Origin of the sequence: Pantoea sp. Seng (assembly GCF_009829935.1) — a bacterium.
Classification (GTDB): Bacteria; Pseudomonadota; Gammaproteobacteria; order Enterobacterales; family Enterobacteriaceae; genus Pantoea; species Pantoea communis.
The window spans coordinates 70,063-89,040 of record NZ_SZZV01000006.1 but is presented as its reverse complement, the minus strand read 5'-3'; the positions used below and the strand labels follow the sequence as shown (position 1 = coordinate 89,040).

General features: G+C 57.0%; 15 protein-coding genes. 5 read left to right on the top strand and 10 right to left on the bottom strand.

What is annotated here, in order from left to right:
- The first annotated feature begins 28 nt into the window (after positions 1 to 28).
- From FD737_RS07805 to fhuB, 3 genes are read left to right on the top strand one after another with little or no spacing between them, the layout of a single operon-like run.
- Complete coding sequence (locus FD737_RS07805; protein WP_160833181.1) at positions 29 to 2,377, top strand: TonB-dependent siderophore receptor; 2,349 nt, start codon at positions 29 to 31, stop codon at positions 2,375 to 2,377.
- On the top strand, positions 2,377 to 3,261 hold the full coding sequence (locus FD737_RS07800; protein ID WP_160833180.1) for an ABC transporter substrate-binding protein: 885 nt from the start codon (positions 2,377 to 2,379) through the stop codon (positions 3,259 to 3,261). Before FD737_RS07805 ends, FD737_RS07800 begins: the two co-directional genes overlap by 1 nt.
- Positions 3,258 to 5,177, top strand: coding sequence for a Fe(3+)-hydroxamate ABC transporter permease FhuB (fhuB, locus tag FD737_RS07795; RefSeq protein ID WP_237448758.1), 1,920 nt, complete (start codon positions 3,258 to 3,260; stop codon positions 5,175 to 5,177). Before FD737_RS07800 ends, fhuB begins: the two co-directional genes overlap by 4 nt.
- A gap of 7 nt (positions 5,178 to 5,184) precedes the next feature.
- On the opposite strand, the gene FD737_RS07790 is transcribed toward fhuB, so the two are convergent.
- The gene (locus FD737_RS07790) at positions 5,185 to 6,189 is read right to left on the bottom strand and encodes a helix-turn-helix domain-containing protein (RefSeq protein WP_370523032.1); all 1,005 of its coding nucleotides are present in this window, start codon (positions 6,187 to 6,189) and stop codon (positions 5,185 to 5,187) included.
- A 117-nt stretch (positions 6,190 to 6,306) separates the two neighbouring features.
- Between FD737_RS07790 and FD737_RS07785 the strand changes: the two genes are divergently transcribed.
- Positions 6,307 to 7,791, top strand: coding sequence for an MFS transporter (locus FD737_RS07785; protein ID WP_160833178.1), 1,485 nt, complete (start codon positions 6,307 to 6,309; stop codon positions 7,789 to 7,791).
- Between the two features lie 3 nt (positions 7,792 to 7,794).
- On the opposite strand, the gene ddpX is transcribed toward FD737_RS07785, so the two are convergent.
- From ddpX to FD737_RS07745, 8 genes are read right to left on the bottom strand one after another with little or no spacing between them, the layout of a single operon-like run.
- Complete coding sequence (ddpX, locus tag FD737_RS07780) at positions 7,795 to 8,355, bottom strand: D-alanyl-D-alanine dipeptidase (RefSeq protein ID WP_160833177.1); 561 nt, start codon at positions 8,353 to 8,355, stop codon at positions 7,795 to 7,797.
- A 15-nt stretch (positions 8,356 to 8,370) separates the two neighbouring features.
- Positions 8,371 to 9,483: a Xaa-Pro peptidase family protein gene (locus tag FD737_RS07775; RefSeq protein WP_160833176.1), complete on the bottom strand. Its 1,113-nt coding sequence runs from the start codon at positions 9,481 to 9,483 to the stop codon at positions 8,371 to 8,373.
- On the bottom strand, positions 9,483 to 10,709 hold the full coding sequence (locus FD737_RS07770) for a M20 family metallopeptidase (RefSeq protein ID WP_160833175.1): 1,227 nt from the start codon (positions 10,707 to 10,709) through the stop codon (positions 9,483 to 9,485). The genes FD737_RS07775 and FD737_RS07770 overlap by 1 nt, the downstream gene beginning before the upstream one ends.
- A 10-nt stretch (positions 10,710 to 10,719) precedes the next feature.
- On the bottom strand, positions 10,720 to 12,357 hold the full coding sequence (nikE, locus tag FD737_RS07765) for an ABC transporter ATP-binding protein (RefSeq protein ID WP_097117696.1): 1,638 nt from the start codon (positions 12,355 to 12,357) through the stop codon (positions 10,720 to 10,722).
- Positions 12,357 to 13,184 carry an ABC transporter permease gene (locus FD737_RS07760; protein ID WP_058960763.1) on the bottom strand — a complete coding sequence of 276 codons (828 nt, stop codon included), beginning with the start codon at positions 13,182 to 13,184 and terminating at the stop codon, positions 12,357 to 12,359. The genes nikE and FD737_RS07760 overlap by 1 nt, the downstream gene beginning before the upstream one ends.
- On the bottom strand, positions 13,177 to 14,124 hold the full coding sequence (locus FD737_RS07755; protein WP_084932348.1) for an ABC transporter permease: 948 nt from the start codon (positions 14,122 to 14,124) through the stop codon (positions 13,177 to 13,179). Before FD737_RS07755 ends, FD737_RS07760 begins: the two co-directional genes overlap by 8 nt.
- A 9-nt stretch (positions 14,125 to 14,133) precedes the next feature.
- Positions 14,134 to 15,732 carry an ABC transporter substrate-binding protein gene (locus tag FD737_RS07750; protein WP_160833174.1) on the bottom strand — a complete coding sequence of 533 codons (1,599 nt, stop codon included), beginning with the start codon at positions 15,730 to 15,732 and terminating at the stop codon, positions 14,134 to 14,136.
- Between the two features lie 21 nt (positions 15,733 to 15,753).
- Positions 15,754 to 17,034, bottom strand: coding sequence for a M20 family metallopeptidase (locus tag FD737_RS07745; RefSeq protein WP_160833173.1), 1,281 nt, complete (start codon positions 17,032 to 17,034; stop codon positions 15,754 to 15,756).
- 79 nt (positions 17,035 to 17,113) lie between these two features.
- Between FD737_RS07745 and FD737_RS07740 the strand changes: the two genes are divergently transcribed.
- On the top strand, positions 17,114 to 17,884 hold the full coding sequence (locus FD737_RS07740; protein ID WP_160833172.1) for a GntR family transcriptional regulator: 771 nt from the start codon (positions 17,114 to 17,116) through the stop codon (positions 17,882 to 17,884).
- A gap of 62 nt (positions 17,885 to 17,946) precedes the next feature.
- On the opposite strand, the gene proX is transcribed toward FD737_RS07740, so the two are convergent.
- Positions 17,947 to 18,945 (bottom strand): glycine betaine/L-proline ABC transporter substrate-binding protein ProX, encoded by a 999-nt coding sequence (gene proX / locus FD737_RS07735; protein ID WP_097117693.1) that lies wholly within the window; start codon positions 18,943 to 18,945, stop codon positions 17,947 to 17,949.
- Positions 18,946 to 18,978 lie beyond the last annotated feature (33 nt).

Below are 18,978 nucleotides of genomic sequence, written 5' to 3'. Positions count from 1 at the left end.
TTATTTATCTTATCTCTGGGGATCCTGAATGGCTGGTTTTTCTGTTTTACGTGCATTTCGACCTTCGCATATTGCCGTCGCGCTGGCGGTGGCATTGCCCGCATCCGCCGTTTTCGCCGCGGCAACGCTGTCACTGTCACTGCCCTCGCAACCACTGGCGACCTCACTCAACCAGTTAGCCAGACAGGCCAACGTGCAGCTGATTGCTGCACCGGCATCCCTTGCTAATAAAACTGCTCCTCCGGTGAAAGGCTCGATGACGCTGAACAGTGCGCTGGGTCAACTGTTAGCAGGAAGTGGACTGGAGTGGACGCAGAATGGTGACACCGTCTCCGTCACGCCTTCGGCAGTAGGCGAAGATACGCTGACGGTAACCAAAACCCCGAGCAACTCTTCCGCCGTACCGGATCAAACCACCAGCGCCACTAAAACAGATACACCTCTGCTTGAAGTGCCTCAGTCAGTCTCGGTGATCACGCGTCAGCAATTGGACCGCCAGAATGTCCAAAGCGTCACCGAAGCGTTGCGCTACGTGCCGGGAGTGAAAACCGAAACCTATGGCGTCGATCCTAAGGGTTATGACTGGATCTACATTCGCGGCTTTAATGCTCTGACCACCAACGACTACCGCGACGGCCTGCGTCAACTCAACAACAGTTACAGCTACTTCCGCACCGAGCCTTACGCGCTGGAGCGTATTGATATTGTACGCGGCCCCTCTTCAACCCTGTTTGGTCTCGGCGATGCTGGCGGGATCGTGAACCGCGTCAGCAAAATGCCTGACGCGCGCGGCGTGCATGAAGTTGAAGTCCAGTTGGGGAATTTCAATCGCCGCCAGGCGCAGTTTGATATGAGCGATAAACTGGATGATGAAGGTCAGTGGCTGTATCGCGTGGTCGGTCTGGCTCGTGACAGCGATACCCAGTTCCAGTATCGCGATGGCCCGCATGTCGAAGATAACCGCCTGTACCTCGCACCAACTTTAACCTGGCTTCCCTCCGCCGATACCAGTCTGACGCTGCGTGCGGATTACCTGCGCGATACCTCCGGCGGCACCGTGGCAGTACTGACGAATCCGGGCAACAAAACCACCGACACGCTCTTAGGCGATTACAACTACAACCGCTTCCGCCAGGAGCAATACAGCGTGGGCTATGAGTTCAGCCAGCAGCTTTCAGAGGGCATTAAGTTCCGCCAGAACCTGCGTTATGGTCAGACCGATACCATTCTGAACAACCTGCTTGCAGGCGATCCAGACTTCACCACCAACACCGTGTCACGCAACGCCATTCGTTTTGATGAGCATATGAAAGCCTTCAACATCGATAACCAGTTGCAGATGGATTTCAACACGGCGTCAGTTGCTCATACGCTGCTGGCCGGGGTGGATTACAGCTGGCTGGATGCCAACGCCAAGCGCTTCAGCGCTGTTGCGCCCGCGCTCAGCATCACCAATCCGGTTTACGGTCTGGATATCGCCGACCCGACCAACGCCGTGAATAACAACGATCAAACCACCGCCCAGTTGGGTGTGTACATGCAGGATCAAATTCACCTGACCGATCAATGGCTGGTGACGCTCGGCGGTCGTCATGACGATATCAGCATGCGCACGCAGAACAACCTCAGTGGCAGCAACTCATGGGTGGACAAAGATGCCTGGACCGGACGCGCAGGATTAACTTATCTGGTTGGCAACGGATTGGCGCCGTACATCAGCTACGCCGAGTCATTCGTGCCCAACAGCGGCACCGACAGCCAGAACCGCACCTTCGATCCGAGTAAGGCGCATCAGTATGAGATTGGGGTGAAATATCAGCCGGACAGCAATCTGCTGATGACACTGGCCGCGTTTGATATCACCAAATCCAACGTGCTCACCAATGAAATCGTCGATGGCCTCGCCACCGGTTATCAGGTGGCATCAGGTGAAGTGCGCTCACGCGGCATCGAGTGGCAAACACAGGCACAGCTGACCTCTAACCTCGACGTGCTGGCTTCTTATACCTACACCGATGCCGAGATCAGCAAAAGCAACAATGGCGATCAGGGCAAGCAGCAGGCTAACGTGCCGAAAAACATGGCATCGGCATGGCTGAACTATGGCTTCCATCAGGGCATGTTCGACGGGCTGTTGCTGAGCACTGGCGTGCGCTATATCGGCAGCATGTACGGCGACAACGCCAACACCATTCCGGTAAAGAACTTCACCCTGGTGGATGCGGGCGTGAAATATCAGGTGAACAGAAATATTCAGGTCGGATTCAACGTACAAAACCTGTTTGATCATCACTACGTCGGCACCTGTGATGGCGATACCAGCTGCTATCCGGGCCAGGAACGCACCTTTATAGGCTCGCTGAAGCTGAACTTCTGATGTTCAACATCAGTCGTCGTACCTGCCTGAAAATGCTCGTCGTGCTGCCCATCGCGGCACGTGCGAGCCAGGTCATTACCGATCGCCAGCGTATTGTGGCGATCAACTGGGCGGCAGCGGAAACGCTGCTAAGCCTGGGCGTCACACCGCTGGCAATTTCCGATAGCCACTATTTTCGCCAACGCATTCCGCGCCCGCTGTCACCTGACAGCGTGCAGGATATCGGGCCTTTCTGGGAGCCCAATCTGGAAATGCTCGCGGCCCTGCGCCCTGCTCTGATTATCAGCGATGCACTCCCCGCCGCCGTTATGACCAAAATGGCGGCCATCGCCCCGGTAGAAACCGTCACCGCATTTGCGACGTCTGGTGATTTATGGCAAGCCTTGCATGCATGGACCCAGCAACTGGGCGCGCGCCTGGATGTTAGCCCTCGCGCAACTCAGTGGCTGCAACAGATCGACACGGCAATGGACACTTATCGCCAGCGCCTGATTAATCCTCAACACAAGCGCGTACTGGTGATGGTGTTGGATCAGGATGGTAAGTACGCAACGCTTTACGGCAACGGCAGTCTGGCCGATGCGGTGTTATGCCAGCTCGGTTTGATCAACGCCTGGCAGAAATCGGTTAACGCTGCGCACGTCGCGCGAGTGCGCATAGAGGAACTGGCCGATCTCCCCTGCGACTGGCTTTTCTACACTGAATTACCCACGGCGATGACACGTTTAATGCGCGCCCGGCAGCCGAACGGTTTATGGCACCACTTGCCGATGGTGGCGCAAGGGCGTGTGACCCGTTTGGAACATTTCTTTCCGTTTGGCAGCCTCGCGACGGCGCTTGGGCTGGCGAACGATATCACTCGCGTACTGGAAACCGCATCATGAAACCGATGAGCGCCATGGTGCTACTGTGCACCGCTTTTATTGCGGCACTCACGCTGGTCACGGTCAATTACACTGCGCTACTGGCACGCTATCCCGTCTCACTATCATCGCTGCTGGTTGAGCAAAGCTTTCTGCCGCGCATCGCTGTCAGCCTGCTGTGCGGCGCGGGCCTGGCGTTGGCCGGTTTGCTGTTTCAGCAGGTGCTGCAAAATCCGCTGGCTGAACCGGGAACGCTCGGCGTGGCTGCCGGTGCCAATCTGGCGATGTCCGCAGCGCTGGTTTTCGCGCCGGGCCTGCTGGTTATCGGTTTGCCTCTGCTGGCGCTGATCGGATCGATGGTGGCTATTTTGATCCTGATGGCGCTCACCGCGGGTCGCCGATTCGCACCGCTGAGCGTGATACTGGTTGGCATGGTTCTCAGCCTGTACGGCAACGCGCTGAACACACTATTGGTGCTGTTCAACCACGATTACCTCAGCGATCTGTTTAGCTGGCAAGCCGGGACACTGACGCAAAGCGGTTGGAGCAGCAGCCTGGTATTGGCGGTAACGCTGGCTAGTGCAATGATCGCCAGTCTGTTGATGGTCAGGCCGCTGACGGTGCTGGGATTATCCGAGCAAAATGCCCGTGCGTTGGGTCTGGCCACCGTGCAGGTGCGCTTTATGGCGCTGGGCGTGGCGGTGTTTCTGAGTGCGATGATCACCAGCCAGGTGGGGATTATCAGTTTTATCGGGCTGGCGGCCCCGGCGATGGTTAAAGCCTGCGGCCTGCGCCGCTTCTCACCGCAGCTGATCGCCAGCATGCTCACCGGTGCAACCTTACTGTTGTTGGTCGATCAGCTTGCATTACGCTGTTCCCCTGCGGCGGGCGACATCCCATCAGGCGCCGTGACGGCACTGTTAAGCGCTCCGTTATTATTGATACTGCTAATGCGGCAACGCGCCACACATCTGCCGACCGGGCAAACGCGGCTCAGCGCGACCCCGCGTTTCAACACGCGTCAACTGGGGATGCTGTTACTGCTTTTGCTGCTGATTCTGCCTGCGTCTCTCTGGTTCAACCGTACACCGCCAGGCGCGATCACTTCACAGCTACTGGTCTGGCGCTGGCCGAGAATCAGCGGTGCGCTCTGTGCAGGGATGATGCTGGCGTGTGCGGGGGTGCTAATTCAACGCTTAACAGGTAATGCGATGGCGAGCCCGGAGCTGACCGGCATCAGCAGCGGCGCGGCCCTCGCGGTGTTATTGACCGTGCTGTTCACCTCCTGGCCTCTGACGTTTATGTTACCCGCTGCGGTGGTCGGCAGCCTGGTCGCCATGCTGTTGCTGTTTTTGTTTGGCGCGCGCAGTAGGTTTAACCCGCAGAAGATGGTGCTGATTGGTTTGAGCCTCACCAGCCTCGCCAGCGCGCTGAATATGATACTGATGCTAAGTGGCGACCCGCGTGCCCTGATGCTGTTGAACTGGAGTACCGGCTCGACCGCGAACATAGACGCAAGCATGGCCGCTGGTGCGATGGTTGCCGCGATGGTGTTGTGTCCGCTGGCATTGATGATGCAACGCTGGTTAACGCTTTTAGGATTAGGGCAGCCGACTGCTCAGTCATTGGGCATCGCCTTGCGCCGCACGAATTTGTTGATTCTGCTGCTCACGGCATTACTCACTGCTGCGGGCACACTGCTGGTCGGCCCGCTGAGTTTTATCGGTTTGCTGGCACCGCAGTGCGCCAGAGCGCTGGGTGCCCATTTGTTGCGTCATCAACTGTGCGCCGCCGCGTTGATGGGAGGATTATTGATGGTGCTTGCCGACTGGTTGGGGCGCAACATCGCCTGGCCATGGCCGATTTCCGCCGGGCTGTTGACCGCATTTATCGGTGCCCCCTGGTTTTTATGGCAGCTGCGCAGAACGTCAGGCTGAAGAACACTCAGCCCATGACTACACGCTCATTGAACGCCTTACGCCATTTAGTCGGCGTGGTGTTAAAGCGTTGTCTGAAGTGATGGCGCAACGCTTCGGGAGAACCAAACCCCGCCAGCTCGGCAACCTGATCAATACTGAGCGCGTTGTTTTCCAGCATCGCGCAGGCCTTTTCCAGCCGAATACCGAGCAACCATTCACCCGGCGAGGTACCAGTGGCATCATGAAAGCGACGAATAAAGGTCCGACGGCTCATGCCTGCTTGCCGCGCCAACTGCTCGATCACCATTGGCGCGTTCAGATTATTGCGCAAATCGTCCAGCAGGGGCGCGAGGCTATAGTTGCGACGTTGTGGAACAGGTTGTTGGATCAACTGCGCCTGGCTGCCTTCACGAAGCGGCGGCGTCACCATTCTGCGTGCGGTGCGATTGGCGACATCGATGCCGTAATCGCGTCGAATCAGATGCAAACATAAATCGACACCTGCTGCACCGCCCGCCGAGGTGATGATGCTGCCTTCATCCACGTAAATCATGCCGTGTTCCACCTGCACCTGTGGAAATCTTTCAGCCAGGATCTCGGTGCTGTTCCAGTGGGCGGTGGCACGTTTCCCGTTTAATAGCCCCGCTTCACCCAGTACAAAGCTTCCGGCACAAATGGAGACAATCCGTGTGCCATTTTGATGGGCTTTTTGTAACGCTGTGATTAACGCCTCAGAGGCCGGTGCGGTCACGCTGCGCCAGCCGGGGATGACGATGGTTCCGGCGTCTTCCAGTAACTCAAGCCCGCCATCCACCACCAGGCGCACACCGCCCTGCGCACCAAACACACCCTCTTCCACCGACGCCACGCTCAGGTCATACAGCGGATGGCCGAAGACGTCATCTGCTCGGCCAAACGCTTCAACGGCAGTACCAAATTCAAAGGTACAGAGGCATTCATACGCCAAAAGCACCAGCCGCCGATTTTTCGGCGCTGCAGGAGGGGAACGCAGAGAAGAAGTGATTTGCATGTCAGCCTTATCCATGATGTTGGCACGATCTTGACGATATCTGGCATCGGCATGGATTTCCACCGTTGCGTCAATCTTCCATGCTGGCACGCTCTTAACGTTACGCAGGAATTCAGGATGAAGAACATGTTGGCGCTGATGGCGGTGTGCTTAGCCGCGTTGATGTCGGGGCTGGAAATCTCCAGCGTGCCGGTGATTTTGCCGGTACTGGAACAGGAGATGCAGGCGAATTTTCGCGATCTGCAGTGGATCATGAATGCCTATACGCTGGCCTGCACCGCCGTTTTAATGGCGACCGGCACGCTGGCGGATAACTATGGCCGCAAGCGCATCTTTCTCATCACCATTGTCGGTTTTGGTTTGACCTCGGTGATGTGCGGGCTGGTCGGGAGTGCACTCTGGCTCATCATCGGGCGCTTCCTGCAGGGGCTGAGCGGCGGTGCGATGTTAACCTGCCTGATCGCCATACTCTCGCACCAGTTCCCGCAGGGAAAACCCCGCAGCCAGGCCTTTGCCGCATGGGGGATAACCTTTGGCTTTGGTCTGGGTTTCGGTCCTATCATCGGCGGGATGCTGGTGGCGGTTTTAAGCTGGCAATGGGTGTTTCTGGTGCACGGCTTTATCGCGCTGCTGACATTCGTGCTCACACTGAAAAATGTGGATGAATCCCACCCTGGACAGGGCAACAAACTCGATCGGGTTGGGTTGATCACCCTCACCCTATGCGTGGTTGGCGTGACCTATCTCATTACTCAGGGTGCCAGCATCGGTTGGCGAAGTCTTGAAGCCCGGCTAATTATGCTGGTGATCCTGATCAGCGCGGTGGTGTTTATTCGCACGGAGAAGCGCCATCCTCACCCGATGTTTGATTTCTCGGTGTTTCGCATTCGCTCCTTCTCGGGGGCTTTGATGGGTTCGATTGGCATGAACTTCAGTTTCTGGCCGCTGATGATCTACCTGCCGGTTTATTACCAGAGCGGGCTTGGGTTCAGCAGTATGGATACCGGTTTTGCCCTGCTTGCCTATACCTTGCCCACCTTATTGATGCCGCCGATAGGGGAAAAACTGGTGCTGCGTTTTGGCGCTGCCCGTGTCATTCCCCTCGGATTATTTTCGATCGGTGCTGGGTTCGTGCTGATGAAACTGGCCATCACCTACCAACTGAGTTTACTGCCGGGTGCCCTGCTGGCGGGAACCGCGCTCGGACTCACCAATACGCCGGTGACCAACACCACGACCGGTTCCGTTGCCGCTAATCGGGTTGGCATGGCTTCCGGGATTGATATCAGTGCACGTTTAATCACGCTGGCGATCAACATCGCCTTGATGGGCAGCCTGCTGGTGGCAGTGATCGCCGCCAGTCTGCGGCAACGGCTTCCTGCCTCCAGCGATGTGGTTGCGCTCGCAGAACGCATAGCGGCTGGCGCTGAAGTTTCGCTTAGCCGCGCTATCGCCTCGCAAGTGCTGGCTGACGGTTTTTCCGCCGTGCTGACCTATGGCGCGCTGGGTGTAAGCGGTCTGGCACTGGCGAGTTATCTGCTGTTCAGGCCTGAAAGTCTGAGAGTGGCTGAGCGGACGACCCATCCCTGCCGACGAGAGTGAGGGTTATCGCGCCACGCAGCCAAAGCGATCTTCCAGCAACGGATAGCGCTGCGCATCCGGTAACTCAAAATGCCACCACTCGGTTGGCATACCGACAAAACCGCCTGCCAGCATAATGGCATTGAGCATCAAACGATGGCGCTGTGCCTGTGGCGGTACAGCGGGATGGAACGGATGCGACAGATCTTCCATCGCATCAAAGGCCGTCCCCATCTCCAGCACCTTGCCCGCGTCATCCACTAACGTCAGATCAATTGCCACGCCACGGCTGTGATTCGAGCCGATTGCGGGCGGCACCACGTAGTCGGCATCCGGGCAGGCATCCCACAGATGCCACTGCGCCTGCTGCGGGCGATAAGCATCAAAAATCAGTAAGGTGAAGCCAGCCAGTCGGGCGACCTCAACACTTTTTTGCAACGCGCGCGCGGCTGCTGGATGCAGCAGGGCTCGCGCTTCGCGATAAATGGCGTAACCGGTGATGTTATCGGTTGTGGCGTACTTCAGGTCAAAAGCCAACGTTGGAAAGCTAGCGGCTAAATCAGTGAGTAAAATGTCCTGCGTCATCCTTCATCCTGTTGATCAATGTTCCGGCAATGATAATAGCTGGCGCGGCAGCGTTGTCAGCCGCTCTGCACCCTGCGGCGTCACGCGAACGGTTTCGCTGAACGCCAGACTTTGCGCGGAAGTATACATATGGAACACCATATCCTCCTCCAGTAACCACTCCGCTTTGGCATGGAAGCTACAGGAAAAATCACTCGGGCGCGGCGTGCGCGTATACAGCCCCAGCGCATAGCCGGTGATGTTGGGATAATCCGCGCGAAGTCCATTGCGCAATAACCCCTCGCGCACAATCGCATCCACTTCCCGCGCACTGACGCCGGATTTCATGGCCTTGAACTGTTCATCCTGTATTGCGATAAGTTGCAGCGCCAGCTCAGCGCGCTGGGTGGAGATCTCCCCCACAATAAACGGACGCATCAGACGCGCGCTGTAGTGTTTCACTTTAGGAATCAGCTCTACGTGCAGCACATCGCCACGCTGTAAACGCTGTTCGTGGCCGCTGGCATGGAGAAAACCGTTGTCGCCGCTGGCGATGACGATAGGCCCGGTTTCCCCGGTATCCGCACCCAGACGCAAAAATTCGCCTGCCGCCAGCGCAGCGACATCGCGTACACGCCAGCTGCCCTGCACGGCTTTGCCCATCGCGTCCAGCGTGGTATCGGCAATGGCGGAGGCCTGACGCAACGCCTCCAGCTCTGCCGGGAATTTCACGCTGCGCAGCCGATCGTTCACACCGGTTAAATCGCACCACTGCACGTCCGGCAAATGGCGCGACAGCTGCTGCCAGCTGTGCACCGTCATGCCATAAGAGGTGTAATCCGCGCCCAACCGCGCCCGTTGAAAACCGCGTCGGAGCAGACTGTGCGCCACCGCAAACCACGGGTCCTCATCGTCACGATAGCTTTCTACTGTCAGCGCAGGAGATTGCGCCCGGCACGGCGCTTCATCTAACTGACGCAGCACCATCCAGGGATCGCCGTTAAGCGGCACCAGGCAAGCGCGATACAAGGTTTCTGACACGGTATAACCGGTCAGCCAGGCCAGCAGTTCACCATGATCGATGATCATTACGTCCACATTGGCCTGCTGCATCGTGGCACGCAGGCGACTCAGCGCCGCAGCGTTCATTATGCGCCCTCGACCGGCTGGCAGATCTCCAGAATCGCGAGCAGATAAATACGCACCATATCAAGGAATTCGGTTATCTCGACGCGCTCATCCGGCATGGTGTTGTATTTACCGCCCGGACCACACACGATGCCTTCCATGCCTGCATGCTGATACAGGTGTGCAGCATCCGTACCAAAGAAGGCTGGCGGCGTGATGACGCCAGTAGGCTGTTCGGTGCCACGCACGGTTTTCCAGCCGCGATTCACCGCTTTGACAATCGGTGACTCTGGCGACACTTCGAAAGGCAACATGGTGGGCTTATCGCGGATACCGTCATCAAACAGCTCGGCTTTCAGGCCGGGGAAGCGCTGGCACAGGGTATCCAGCAGCGCCTGCAGATCCGCCAACACGCCTTCAACGGTTTGACCCGGCGCAAAGCGGGCTGAACCCTTCAGGCGTACAAAGTCAGCCACCTGCGGCGGACGCCACTCTTCCAGATCGCGTCCCAGCGCACCGTGCACGGTGCCGATGTGCCCACGGTTAATTTTCAGATGTTCATCGCTTTTTGCGTCGCTGAACACCATGCCGTTAATCTGCGGAATCAGCTCCACGGCGGCGTTAATCGCATCGACGGCTTCTTCGCGTTTCGACAGATGGCGGGTATCTCCGGTGAGTTCAATGGTGAACATCAGCGAACCGGCGTGCATGGTCAGCGCCTGGAGATCAGTAGGTTCCGCATTGATAAAGTAATCGGCGCGCACGCCCTGTTCAATTGCCGCCAGCGTGCCGATACCGCCCTGCAATTCGCCCACCACGTAGGTCAGAATCACATCACCTTTCAGTTTCACACCGGCATCAATCAGCGTTTTCAGCGCACAGAAGTAGGCCGCATCGCCCGCTTTCATATTGGAGACGCCAATGCCGTAAATAAACTGATCGTCAATTTTTCCTGCCCAGGGATCCACCGTCCAGCCTTCGGTTACCGGATTGGTGTCCAGATGGCCGTTGAACAGCAGGCTGTTGCCGCAGCCGCTGCCCGCCAGGCGGCCGATGGCATTGAGACGGTCGCCCGGGACTTTTTGCAGTTCGGTTTCCAGGCCCAACTGTGCCATTTGTTCTGCCATATAGCGGGCTAACTCACGCTCGCCGTCGGTGGCGCTGTAGCTTTTGTGCTGCACCATTTTTGCCAGGAAAGAGAGACAAAACTCGCGATCGATATGATGAATTAACTGTTCAGGATTCATGCGTTTCTCGTTAAGCAACGGATTGGTTTAACTCGGGAACGTGCACCGCGTCAAGCAGTGCGCGGGTATAAGAATGCTGCGCCAGCGCGCTCATATTCTCGCCGGGCAGCACTTCCACCACATCGCCGCGATACATTACCGCCACGCGATGGGCGATTTGACGTATCAGGTTGAGATCGTGGGTAATAAACAGATAGGCCGTGCCGTAGCGGCGACGCAGTTCCAGCAAAAGCTCAATGATGGTGGCCTGCACGGACACATCCAGCGCAGCGGTGATTTCATCGCAAATCACTAAATCTGGTGGATTGGCAAAAGCACGTGCGATAGCAACACGCTGTTTCTGACCACCGGACAGCGCGTGCGGATAGCGCATGGCAAACTCTGCGGGCAACCGCACTTCCTCTAACAGGCGAGCCACGGCTTGCGCTTCCGTTTCTCCCGGCGGCAAACCGTATAAGCGCAGCGGACGCGCAATGATTTCACCGATGGTCATGCGTGGATTCAGCGAGGCGTCCGGATGCTGAAAGATCATCTGCACCCGGCGGCGATACTCTTTATCCATCTGCGCGCGGCCTTGCAGCGCATAGCCGCAGAAGTCGAGCTCACCGCTAAACGGCACCAGTCCGGTGATCGCTTTGCCCAGCGAGGATTTCCCCGAACCTGACTCGCCCACCACGCCAAGGATCTCGCCCTGATGCACGGTGAGCGAAACCGCGTTGGCGGCACGCGTGGTATTGGCTTCACGTTTAAGCAAGCGGTCGACAAAACCTTGCTGGCCGTAATCGATGGTGAGCGCGTCCAGCGTCAGCAGCGGCTGCGATCCGGCGGCATCCTGTACCAGACGCTGCTGCGGATTTGGCACTGCTGAGATCAATTTGCGGGTATAGCTGTTCTGCGGTGCACTAAACAAATTCTGCGTATCGGCCTGTTCAACAATACGGCCCTTCTCCAGCACGCAAACGCGATCGGCGACTTTCGCCACCAGCGCCAGATCGTGGGAAATATACAGTGAGGCCACCCCCGTCTCTTCGCGCAGACGTTCATAGAGATCGAGGATCTGCGCCGAGCTGATCACATCCAGCGCGGTGGTCGGTTCATCGAAGATCATGCAGTCCGGCTGACAGGCGAACGCCGTGGCGATTAAGATGCGCTGCTTCTCACCTCCGGAAACCTGATGCGGATAACGGCGCATCATGCGTGCCGGATGTTTGAGCTCGACGTCATGTAACAGCGACTCGCCCAATTCCTGCGCTTCACGTGCCGTTAAGCCGCGATGGCGCCGCAGCACTTCTGTCACCTGCTCGCCCAGCGTGAGGGTGGGATTGAGCGAAGCGCTCGGATCCTGAAAAATCATCCCCAGCTTCGCGCCGCGCAAGGCCATCAGTTTTGGGGCGGGCAAACTCAGCAGGCTCTCTCCGTTGAGGCGGATGTCGCCCCACTTCTCGCGCGCATTGCCCGCCAGCCAACGCATGATCGCCCAGCCGAGCGTGGTTTTGCCGGACCCGGATTCCCCCACTAACCCCAGCACTTCGCCGGGCATCACGTTTAACGTAATATCGCGCAACACCGGCAGTGACTCACCGCTTTGTAACGCGTAATCAAGGCTGTAATTTTCCACCGACAGCACCGGTTCAGGCTTCACACTCATCAGTGGCTCCTTGGGTTGAGCACGTCTCGCAGCCCGTCACCCAGTAAGTTAAAACCAATCGCCACCAGCGCGATCGCCAGGCCCGGAATCATCATCATCCACGGCGCGGTGAAGAAATAGGTGCGGGCTTCGGAGACCATCAGCCCCCACTCTGGCTCGGGAGGCTGTGCGCCTAAACCGAGGAAACTCAGGGTGGCGAACAGCATGATGGCGAAGGCCACGCGGATGGTGGCTTCCACGATGATCGGTGCGAGGATGTTCGGCAGCATTTCACGCAGGATGATGTAGTGCCCGGCTTCACCACGGGCAATCGCCGCGTTGATGTAATCCTGCTGCCGCGCCGCCAGCGCCACGCTGCGTGAAATACGCACCATGCCCGGCACAAACGCAATGGTGATCGCCAGCACCGCATTCATGCTGCTCTGACCCAAAGTGCTGACAATCAGCAAAGCAAACAGCAGGCTGGGGATCGCCATCACGGCATCCATAGTGCGCATCATAAATTCATCGATCTTGCCGCCCAGATAGGCGCTGGCGGTGCCCAGTACTGAACCAATCACCATGGCCAATGCGGTTGCCAGCAGTGACAGCACGATGGTAGAGCGTGCGCCCACCATTACCCGGCTGAAGATGTCTCGCCCCATTTGATCGGTGCCAAACCAGTGCTCGGCACTCGGCGGTTTGTAACGTGTCAAAATCGAGATGGATTCAGGATCGAAGGGCGCAACATGCGCGCCACCGACCACCATCAGCAGCGACAGCAGGATAATCAGTACCCCGACCGCGCCCTGCGGTGAGCGCAGTAAACGTTTTAAAATATCAGGCATAGGAAATTCGCTTATCCAGAACCACATAGGCCAAATCGGCGAGGAAATTCACCACCGAATAGGTCGCGGCGAGAATCATCACACCGGCCTGAATGGTGGGCAGATCGCGTGCCTGCACGGCAACAATCAGCTCACGACCAATACCGGGAATGGCGAAGATCTCCTCGACCACCACAATGCCGCCCAGCAGATAACCGACATCCAACGCCACAATGGTAATGGTCGGCAACAAGCCATTGCGCAGCGCGTGACGCCAGAGAATGCGGCGGCGCGACAGGCCTTTCAGCCAGGCGGCGCGGATGTAGTCGGTATGCAGCACATCCACCATCTCCGAACGCACCATGCGCGAGACGTGCGCCACCAGGATCAGCGCCACGGTGATTGACGGCAGGATCAGGTGCTGGACGCCGCTGATGAAGTTTTCACTCAACGGCACATAACCGGTGGCGGGCAGAATCTGCCAGACATCAGCAAACAGCAGCAGCACCAGCGTGGCGGTGACAAACTCCGGGAAAGAGATACCGATGTAGGAGATGACGCTGACCAGCACATCGGCGGTTTTACCGCGACGTACCGCCGCCCAGATACCGAGCGGAATAGCGATCACCAGCATCAGCAACAGTGCACACACCGCCAGCAACAGCGATCGCGACAGCGCGGTCAACAACGTCGGCCCCACTTCAAGCCCATTGCGCATCGACACACCAAAATTGCCCTGCAACGCCTGGCTCAGCCAATGCCAATACTGCAACCATGCTGGCGCATCCAATCCCAGTCGTTCGCGCACCGCGGCGAGTGCCTCTGGCGTGGCGTTTTGCCCCAGCAAGGTGACAGCGGCGTCCGCTGGCAACAGCTGCGTGATGCCAAAGACCAGCAATGACACCACCAGCAAGGTGTAGATCATTAGCAGCAGGCGTTTAAGCAGATAACTGGCTGTCACGGTCGCTCCTTACACTGCACGCTTAGGCGCTTTGTCAGTTAACCAGGTATGGTCGAGACGGAACACGGCACCACGCGGATGCAGATGATATCCGCCAACGTAATCACGGCTGGCAGCCAGCAAATCGAAGAAGGTCGGAATCAGCGAAGGCACTTCGTCATGCATCAACTGTTGTGCTTTACCGTACAGCGTGGTGCGCTGCGCATCATCATTGGTTTCACGGGCGGCATTGACCGCACTATCGAAATCGGCGTTGTTCCAGCGTGTTTCGTTCCATGACGCGGTCGAGGTGTAGAGCAGCGAGAACACCGCATCCTGCGTCGGTTGCATGTTGTAGAAACCGACGTAGAAATTGCCTTTTTTCCATACCTGATCGAGGTAAGTGCTGTGTGCCATGGTCTGCACGTCAATGCGGAAACCGCCCTGCTTAGCCATCTCACGCAGCGCGATACCCAACTGGGTGCGAGTCGCCGGTTTATCCGAGGCAATCAACGTTAAATCGAGGCCGTTGGGATAACCCGCGTCCGCCAATAAGGCTTTGGCTTTGCTGTAATCCACCGCTTTTTTCGCCAGGTTAGCGAAGTAAGGGTAAGAGGCGTTGATTGGCGTATCGTTGCCTGGCGAACCGAGGCCATCGGCAACAAAGTCCACCGATGCCGGGCGATCAACGCACAGTGCCAGCGCCTGACGCACGCGCACATCGTTAAACGGCTTTTGATCGCAGCCCATGTTCACATTGAGGAACTGACCGGATGCCACCCGCAGTGGCAGCACACCTGACGATTTGGAGAGACGCGCAAATTCGCTCGACTGCGCACTCAGCATCAAATCGGTATCACCAGAGATCAGCGCCGAGCTTTCTGCGATGCCATCGGGATAGACCACCACTTCCACGCCATCCAGATAAGGACGCGCCGGGTCGTAATAATGCGGGTTGCGCTTTACCACGATTTTGCGTTCGGGGTCGTAGGAAACCAGCTGGAACGGACCGGCGCCCAGCGAGGCTTTGGTGAGTTTGTCGTACTGACCCTGCGCAATGCTGGCGGGAATGATTTTGGCATCGGGATAGGCCAGCATCACCGGCAGGTCAGCGTAAGGGGCATCGGTTTCGATCAACACGGTGTTGGCATCTTTGGCGCTCACCGCTTTGATCGGACCGATGTTGTGCAGTGCCGGAGAAGCATTTTTCGGATCCAGCAACGCCTGCAAACTGGCTACCACATCTGCCGAGGTCAATGCGCTGCCGTCACTGAACTTGAGGTTCGGACGCAGGGTGAAAGTCCACTGCTTGAGATCGGCACTCGCCTGCCAGGATTGGGCCAGGTCTGCTTCGGCTTTCATCTCCTGCGTCAGGCGCGTCAGGCCGCTGTAGAGCAACTCCGCGACCAGATATTCCGGGTTGACGCGCACCTGATGCGGATTCAGCACGCTGACCGCCTGATCGACACTAATACGCAGTACGCCGCCTTTACGTGGCGTGCCGCCCGGCGTCGCGCTGGTTACCGCTGCGGCATGGGCCGAGAACGACCAGGGTAACATGGCTGCACCGGTCAGAGCGGTAGAGCTGGTGATAAACTGTCTGCGGTTTAACCCTTTCATCGCGCACATCTTCTCTTCCTCGTTAGTTTGTTAAATATCCTGGGTTGGCTGAAACTCATCGGCGAGATACGCCAGAATGGACTGCGAAAGTGCGATAACATCTGCCATCGTTGTGAACTCATCGGCGGCATGAATGCGGTTGTCGGGGCGGGCTAAACCACCCAGTAAAATTTCCTGCATACCGGCCTGCTGAACCCAACCCATATCCGAACTGGTTGAGGATCCCCAGGGTTTAAACTCCTCCGCTTTAAAACCAAACCCCTGACTCAGTGCGGCCTGCCAGCGTGGCCAGTGCGGGCCATCAGGATTGGCCACCGGGGCCAGATGACCAATCATTTGCACGCTGACATCAAGCGCTGGGCTGCCTTGCATCGCTTGTTGGATGCAGTGGGTCAACTCCTGCCAGACGTTGTCAAACGCCTCTTCTGGGGCATAACGTCGATTGATCAGCAGTTCGAAACGTTCGGGGATGGTTGAGCCTTTGCTGCCACCCTGTGCGGCAGCCAGCGTCAACAGTGAGGTCAGCGGTTTGCCCTGATAATGCGGCGGCGCAGGCATTGCCGAGGTGCGCTGTTCCACTTCGCCTTTCAGTTGATAAAGCGCGTTCATCAGCGGCAGCGCGGCTTCAATCGCATTGATGCCGTGCAGCGGATCGCCAGAATGCGCGGAACGCCCGGTAACAATGATTTTGAGATCGATACTGCCAAAGCAGCCCGCCCAGATGCGTGGCACTGCGCCACCATTGAAGCTCAACAGATGCCCAGCGAAGCGCTGCTGTTCCGCGAGGTAACGAATACCGGGATACAACCCGCCCTCTTCATCGGTACAAAGCAGAAAGACCGGATTGAAACGCAGCGGCAGATTGCAGGCCTGCGCTGCACGGATCGCCGCCATCGCCGCCACGATCGTCCCTTTCATGTCCGCCGCGCCGCGCCCAAACAACTTACCTTCGGCCACCGTCAGTGCCAGCGAAGGAAATCGCCAGCCATCACCCGCAGGCACCGTATCGGTGTGAAAGTAGAGATTGCAGTTTTCGGCTGCGCCACAGTTAAGCGTTGCCAGCAAATTCACTCGCTCGCCGGATGCGCTGCCATCGGGCGCTTGCCAGAGATCTTCCGGCACTGAAACACGCTCAAAGCTAAAGTGCATTGGCGCTAACAGCTGTGTCATCAGATCGGCAAATTGCCCATAGCCATTGCCCGGTGGAAAACAGGTATCCACGGCCAGCATGCGCTGCATATCGTCAGTTATCTGTGCGGTGTCATCCGCAATGGTCTCTAACGCACTGTTAAGTCGAGAATTCTGCAACATAGGATTATCGTCTGTTGTATTTCTATATAGTTTATAGATAATGCAATTCAAGGACGCAGGTCAATCGGTAATCGGAAACATGCAAAAAAACTATGACGCAGACGACAGGCCGCAATTCTCTCGTTTAAGCGAAGGGGAAGGCGCGCCATTGTATGAAGTGGTGAAACGCCATATCAGCGAATCGATCCTGCAGGGTGAGCTACCTGCGGGCACAATCCTGCCGAGTGAAAACAGCCTGGCGTCAAAATTTGGCGTGTCGGTGGGAACGGTGCGCAAAGCGCTGGCCGCGTTGACCACCGAAGGGATGTTGATGCGCCGTCGCAAAACCGGCACGGTGGTGACCGGCTGGGCACCGCTGCACAACCTGAGCCACTTTTTCCAGTATTTTCGCCTGCACGATAAAAGCGGCGGACTGCTACATTCAGACACGACACTGCTGGATTATCAGTTGAGTCAAGCTAACGAGCGGGAAGCAGAAAAACTGCAGATCGCTGCCGGAGATGGCGTGATACGCCTGAAGCGCACGCGTCGGGTGAAAGGCATTGCCGCCATGCATGAAACGCTGATATTGCCTGCTGCGCGTCTGCCTGATTTCCCTCCGGCAGAACACTTGCCGCCGCTGCTCTATCGCTTTCTGTTCGAACATTACGATGTGCGAGTGGCAGCGGTACGTGAGCAGATCACGGCACAGTTGGCGAACGAAGAAGATGCGACGTTGCTGGAGCTGGCATTGCCGCACGCGGTGATGGTGATAGATGAAGTGTCTTTTGACCAGAGTGCGATCCCCGTGATCCTGGCGCATCATCGTTTCAGCACCGAGCACTTCATGTATGTGAATGAAGTACGGTAAAACGGTTTCCCGCCCTGCGATTCTGCAGGGCGGGAAGCGGATCCCTGGGGACGCTAACGCCGTTATTGCGCTGCGGCGGCGGCCTGCTTCACCCAGCCATCAAACGTGGCCTGGTGCGCATGAATCCAGCCATTCACGTGGCGCTGAATATCTTCGCTGGACGATTCTCCCTGATGCATCCGCTGGTTCTGCGCATTAACATCATTAAGCGGCAGTTTGACGATCTCGAACAGTTTCGCCGCGGCAGGATTCTTTTCTGCCCAGGCTTTATTTGCCACCACATGTTCATTGTTTGGTTTGAAGCCATAATTCTTGCCATTTGGCAGCGCAGTATCTTCATTCTTCTGCGAGCCTGGCGTGACAGAATGCGGCACCGTCAACCAGACCACATCTTTGCCCGGTTTTAATTCATCGCTCACCCAATAAGGTGTCCAGGTAAAATAGAGCACCGGATTACCCGCTTTATAGCGGGTCAACGTATCGGCAATAATCGCAGAATAATTACCCTGATTCTGCTGCACCGTATTACTCAGACCATAAGCATCAATCTGTGCATTAATCACCTGACCACAGACCCAGCCCGGATTACATCCCGCCAGATCGGCTTTGCCATCTCCATTAGCATCAAAGAGTTTAGCCAGTTTCGGATCTTTCAGCTGAGAGAGATCGGTAATGTGATATTTGTCAGCGGTCTTTTTATCGATAAGATAACCCTGCGCGGCACCACTGATATAGGTGCCTTTGCGATAGAATTTTGTATCCCCGCCTGCGGCGTTGTACATATCCTTTTGCAGCGGTTCCCAGTTAACCGCCATGTAAGTCGCATCGCCCGCAGCAATCGCCGTGTAAGCCACGTTGTAGTCCACTTCTTCAGTGGGTTTGACCTCGTAGCCCAGTTTTTCCAGCGCTCTGTTAATCAGCTCCGTCTGGAATGACTCTTCCGGCAAGGTACTTTGCACCGGGGAGACCGTCACACCTTTGCCCGGCAAGTCGGCAGCAAACAGTGTCGGTGAACTGATTAACGCAGTGAGGGAAATCGCGAGTAGATTCTTCCTGGTCATAATTTAAAACCTTATTATTTTGGTCGATGCCAG

Bases quoted from the DNA above. Each gene is read 5' to 3' on its own strand.
- FD737_RS07805 (WP_160833181.1), top strand. From the start codon at position 29: ATGGCTGGTTTTTCTGTTTTACGTGCATTTCGACCTTCGCATATTGCC.
- FD737_RS07800 (WP_160833180.1), top strand. From the start codon at position 2,377: ATGTTCAACATCAGTCGTCGTACCTGCCTGAAAATGCTCGTCGTGCTG.
- fhuB (WP_237448758.1), top strand. From the start codon at position 3,258: ATGAAACCGATGAGCGCCATGGTGCTACTGTGCACCGCTTTTATTGCG.
- FD737_RS07790 (WP_370523032.1), bottom strand. From the start codon at position 6,189: ATGCAAATCACTTCTTCTCTGCGTTCCCCTCCTGCAGCGCCGAAAAAT.
- FD737_RS07785 (WP_160833178.1), top strand. From the start codon at position 6,307: ATGAAGAACATGTTGGCGCTGATGGCGGTGTGCTTAGCCGCGTTGATG.
- ddpX (WP_160833177.1), bottom strand. From the start codon at position 8,355: ATGACGCAGGACATTTTACTCACTGATTTAGCCGCTAGCTTTCCAACG.
- FD737_RS07775 (WP_160833176.1), bottom strand. From the start codon at position 9,483: ATGAACGCTGCGGCGCTGAGTCGCCTGCGTGCCACGATGCAGCAGGCC.
- FD737_RS07770 (WP_160833175.1), bottom strand. From the start codon at position 10,709: ATGAATCCTGAACAGTTAATTCATCATATCGATCGCGAGTTTTGTCTC.
- nikE (WP_097117696.1), bottom strand. From the start codon at position 12,357: ATGAGTGTGAAGCCTGAACCGGTGCTGTCGGTGGAAAATTACAGCCTT.
- FD737_RS07760 (WP_058960763.1), bottom strand. From the start codon at position 13,184: ATGCCTGATATTTTAAAACGTTTACTGCGCTCACCGCAGGGCGCGGTC.
- FD737_RS07750 (WP_160833174.1), bottom strand. From the start codon at position 15,732: ATGTGCGCGATGAAAGGGTTAAACCGCAGACAGTTTATCACCAGCTCT.
- FD737_RS07745 (WP_160833173.1), bottom strand. From the start codon at position 17,034: ATGTTGCAGAATTCTCGACTTAACAGTGCGTTAGAGACCATTGCGGAT.
- FD737_RS07740 (WP_160833172.1), top strand. From the start codon at position 17,114: ATGCAAAAAAACTATGACGCAGACGACAGGCCGCAATTCTCTCGTTTA.
- proX (WP_097117693.1), bottom strand. From the start codon at position 18,945: ATGACCAGGAAGAATCTACTCGCGATTTCCCTCACTGCGTTAATCAGT.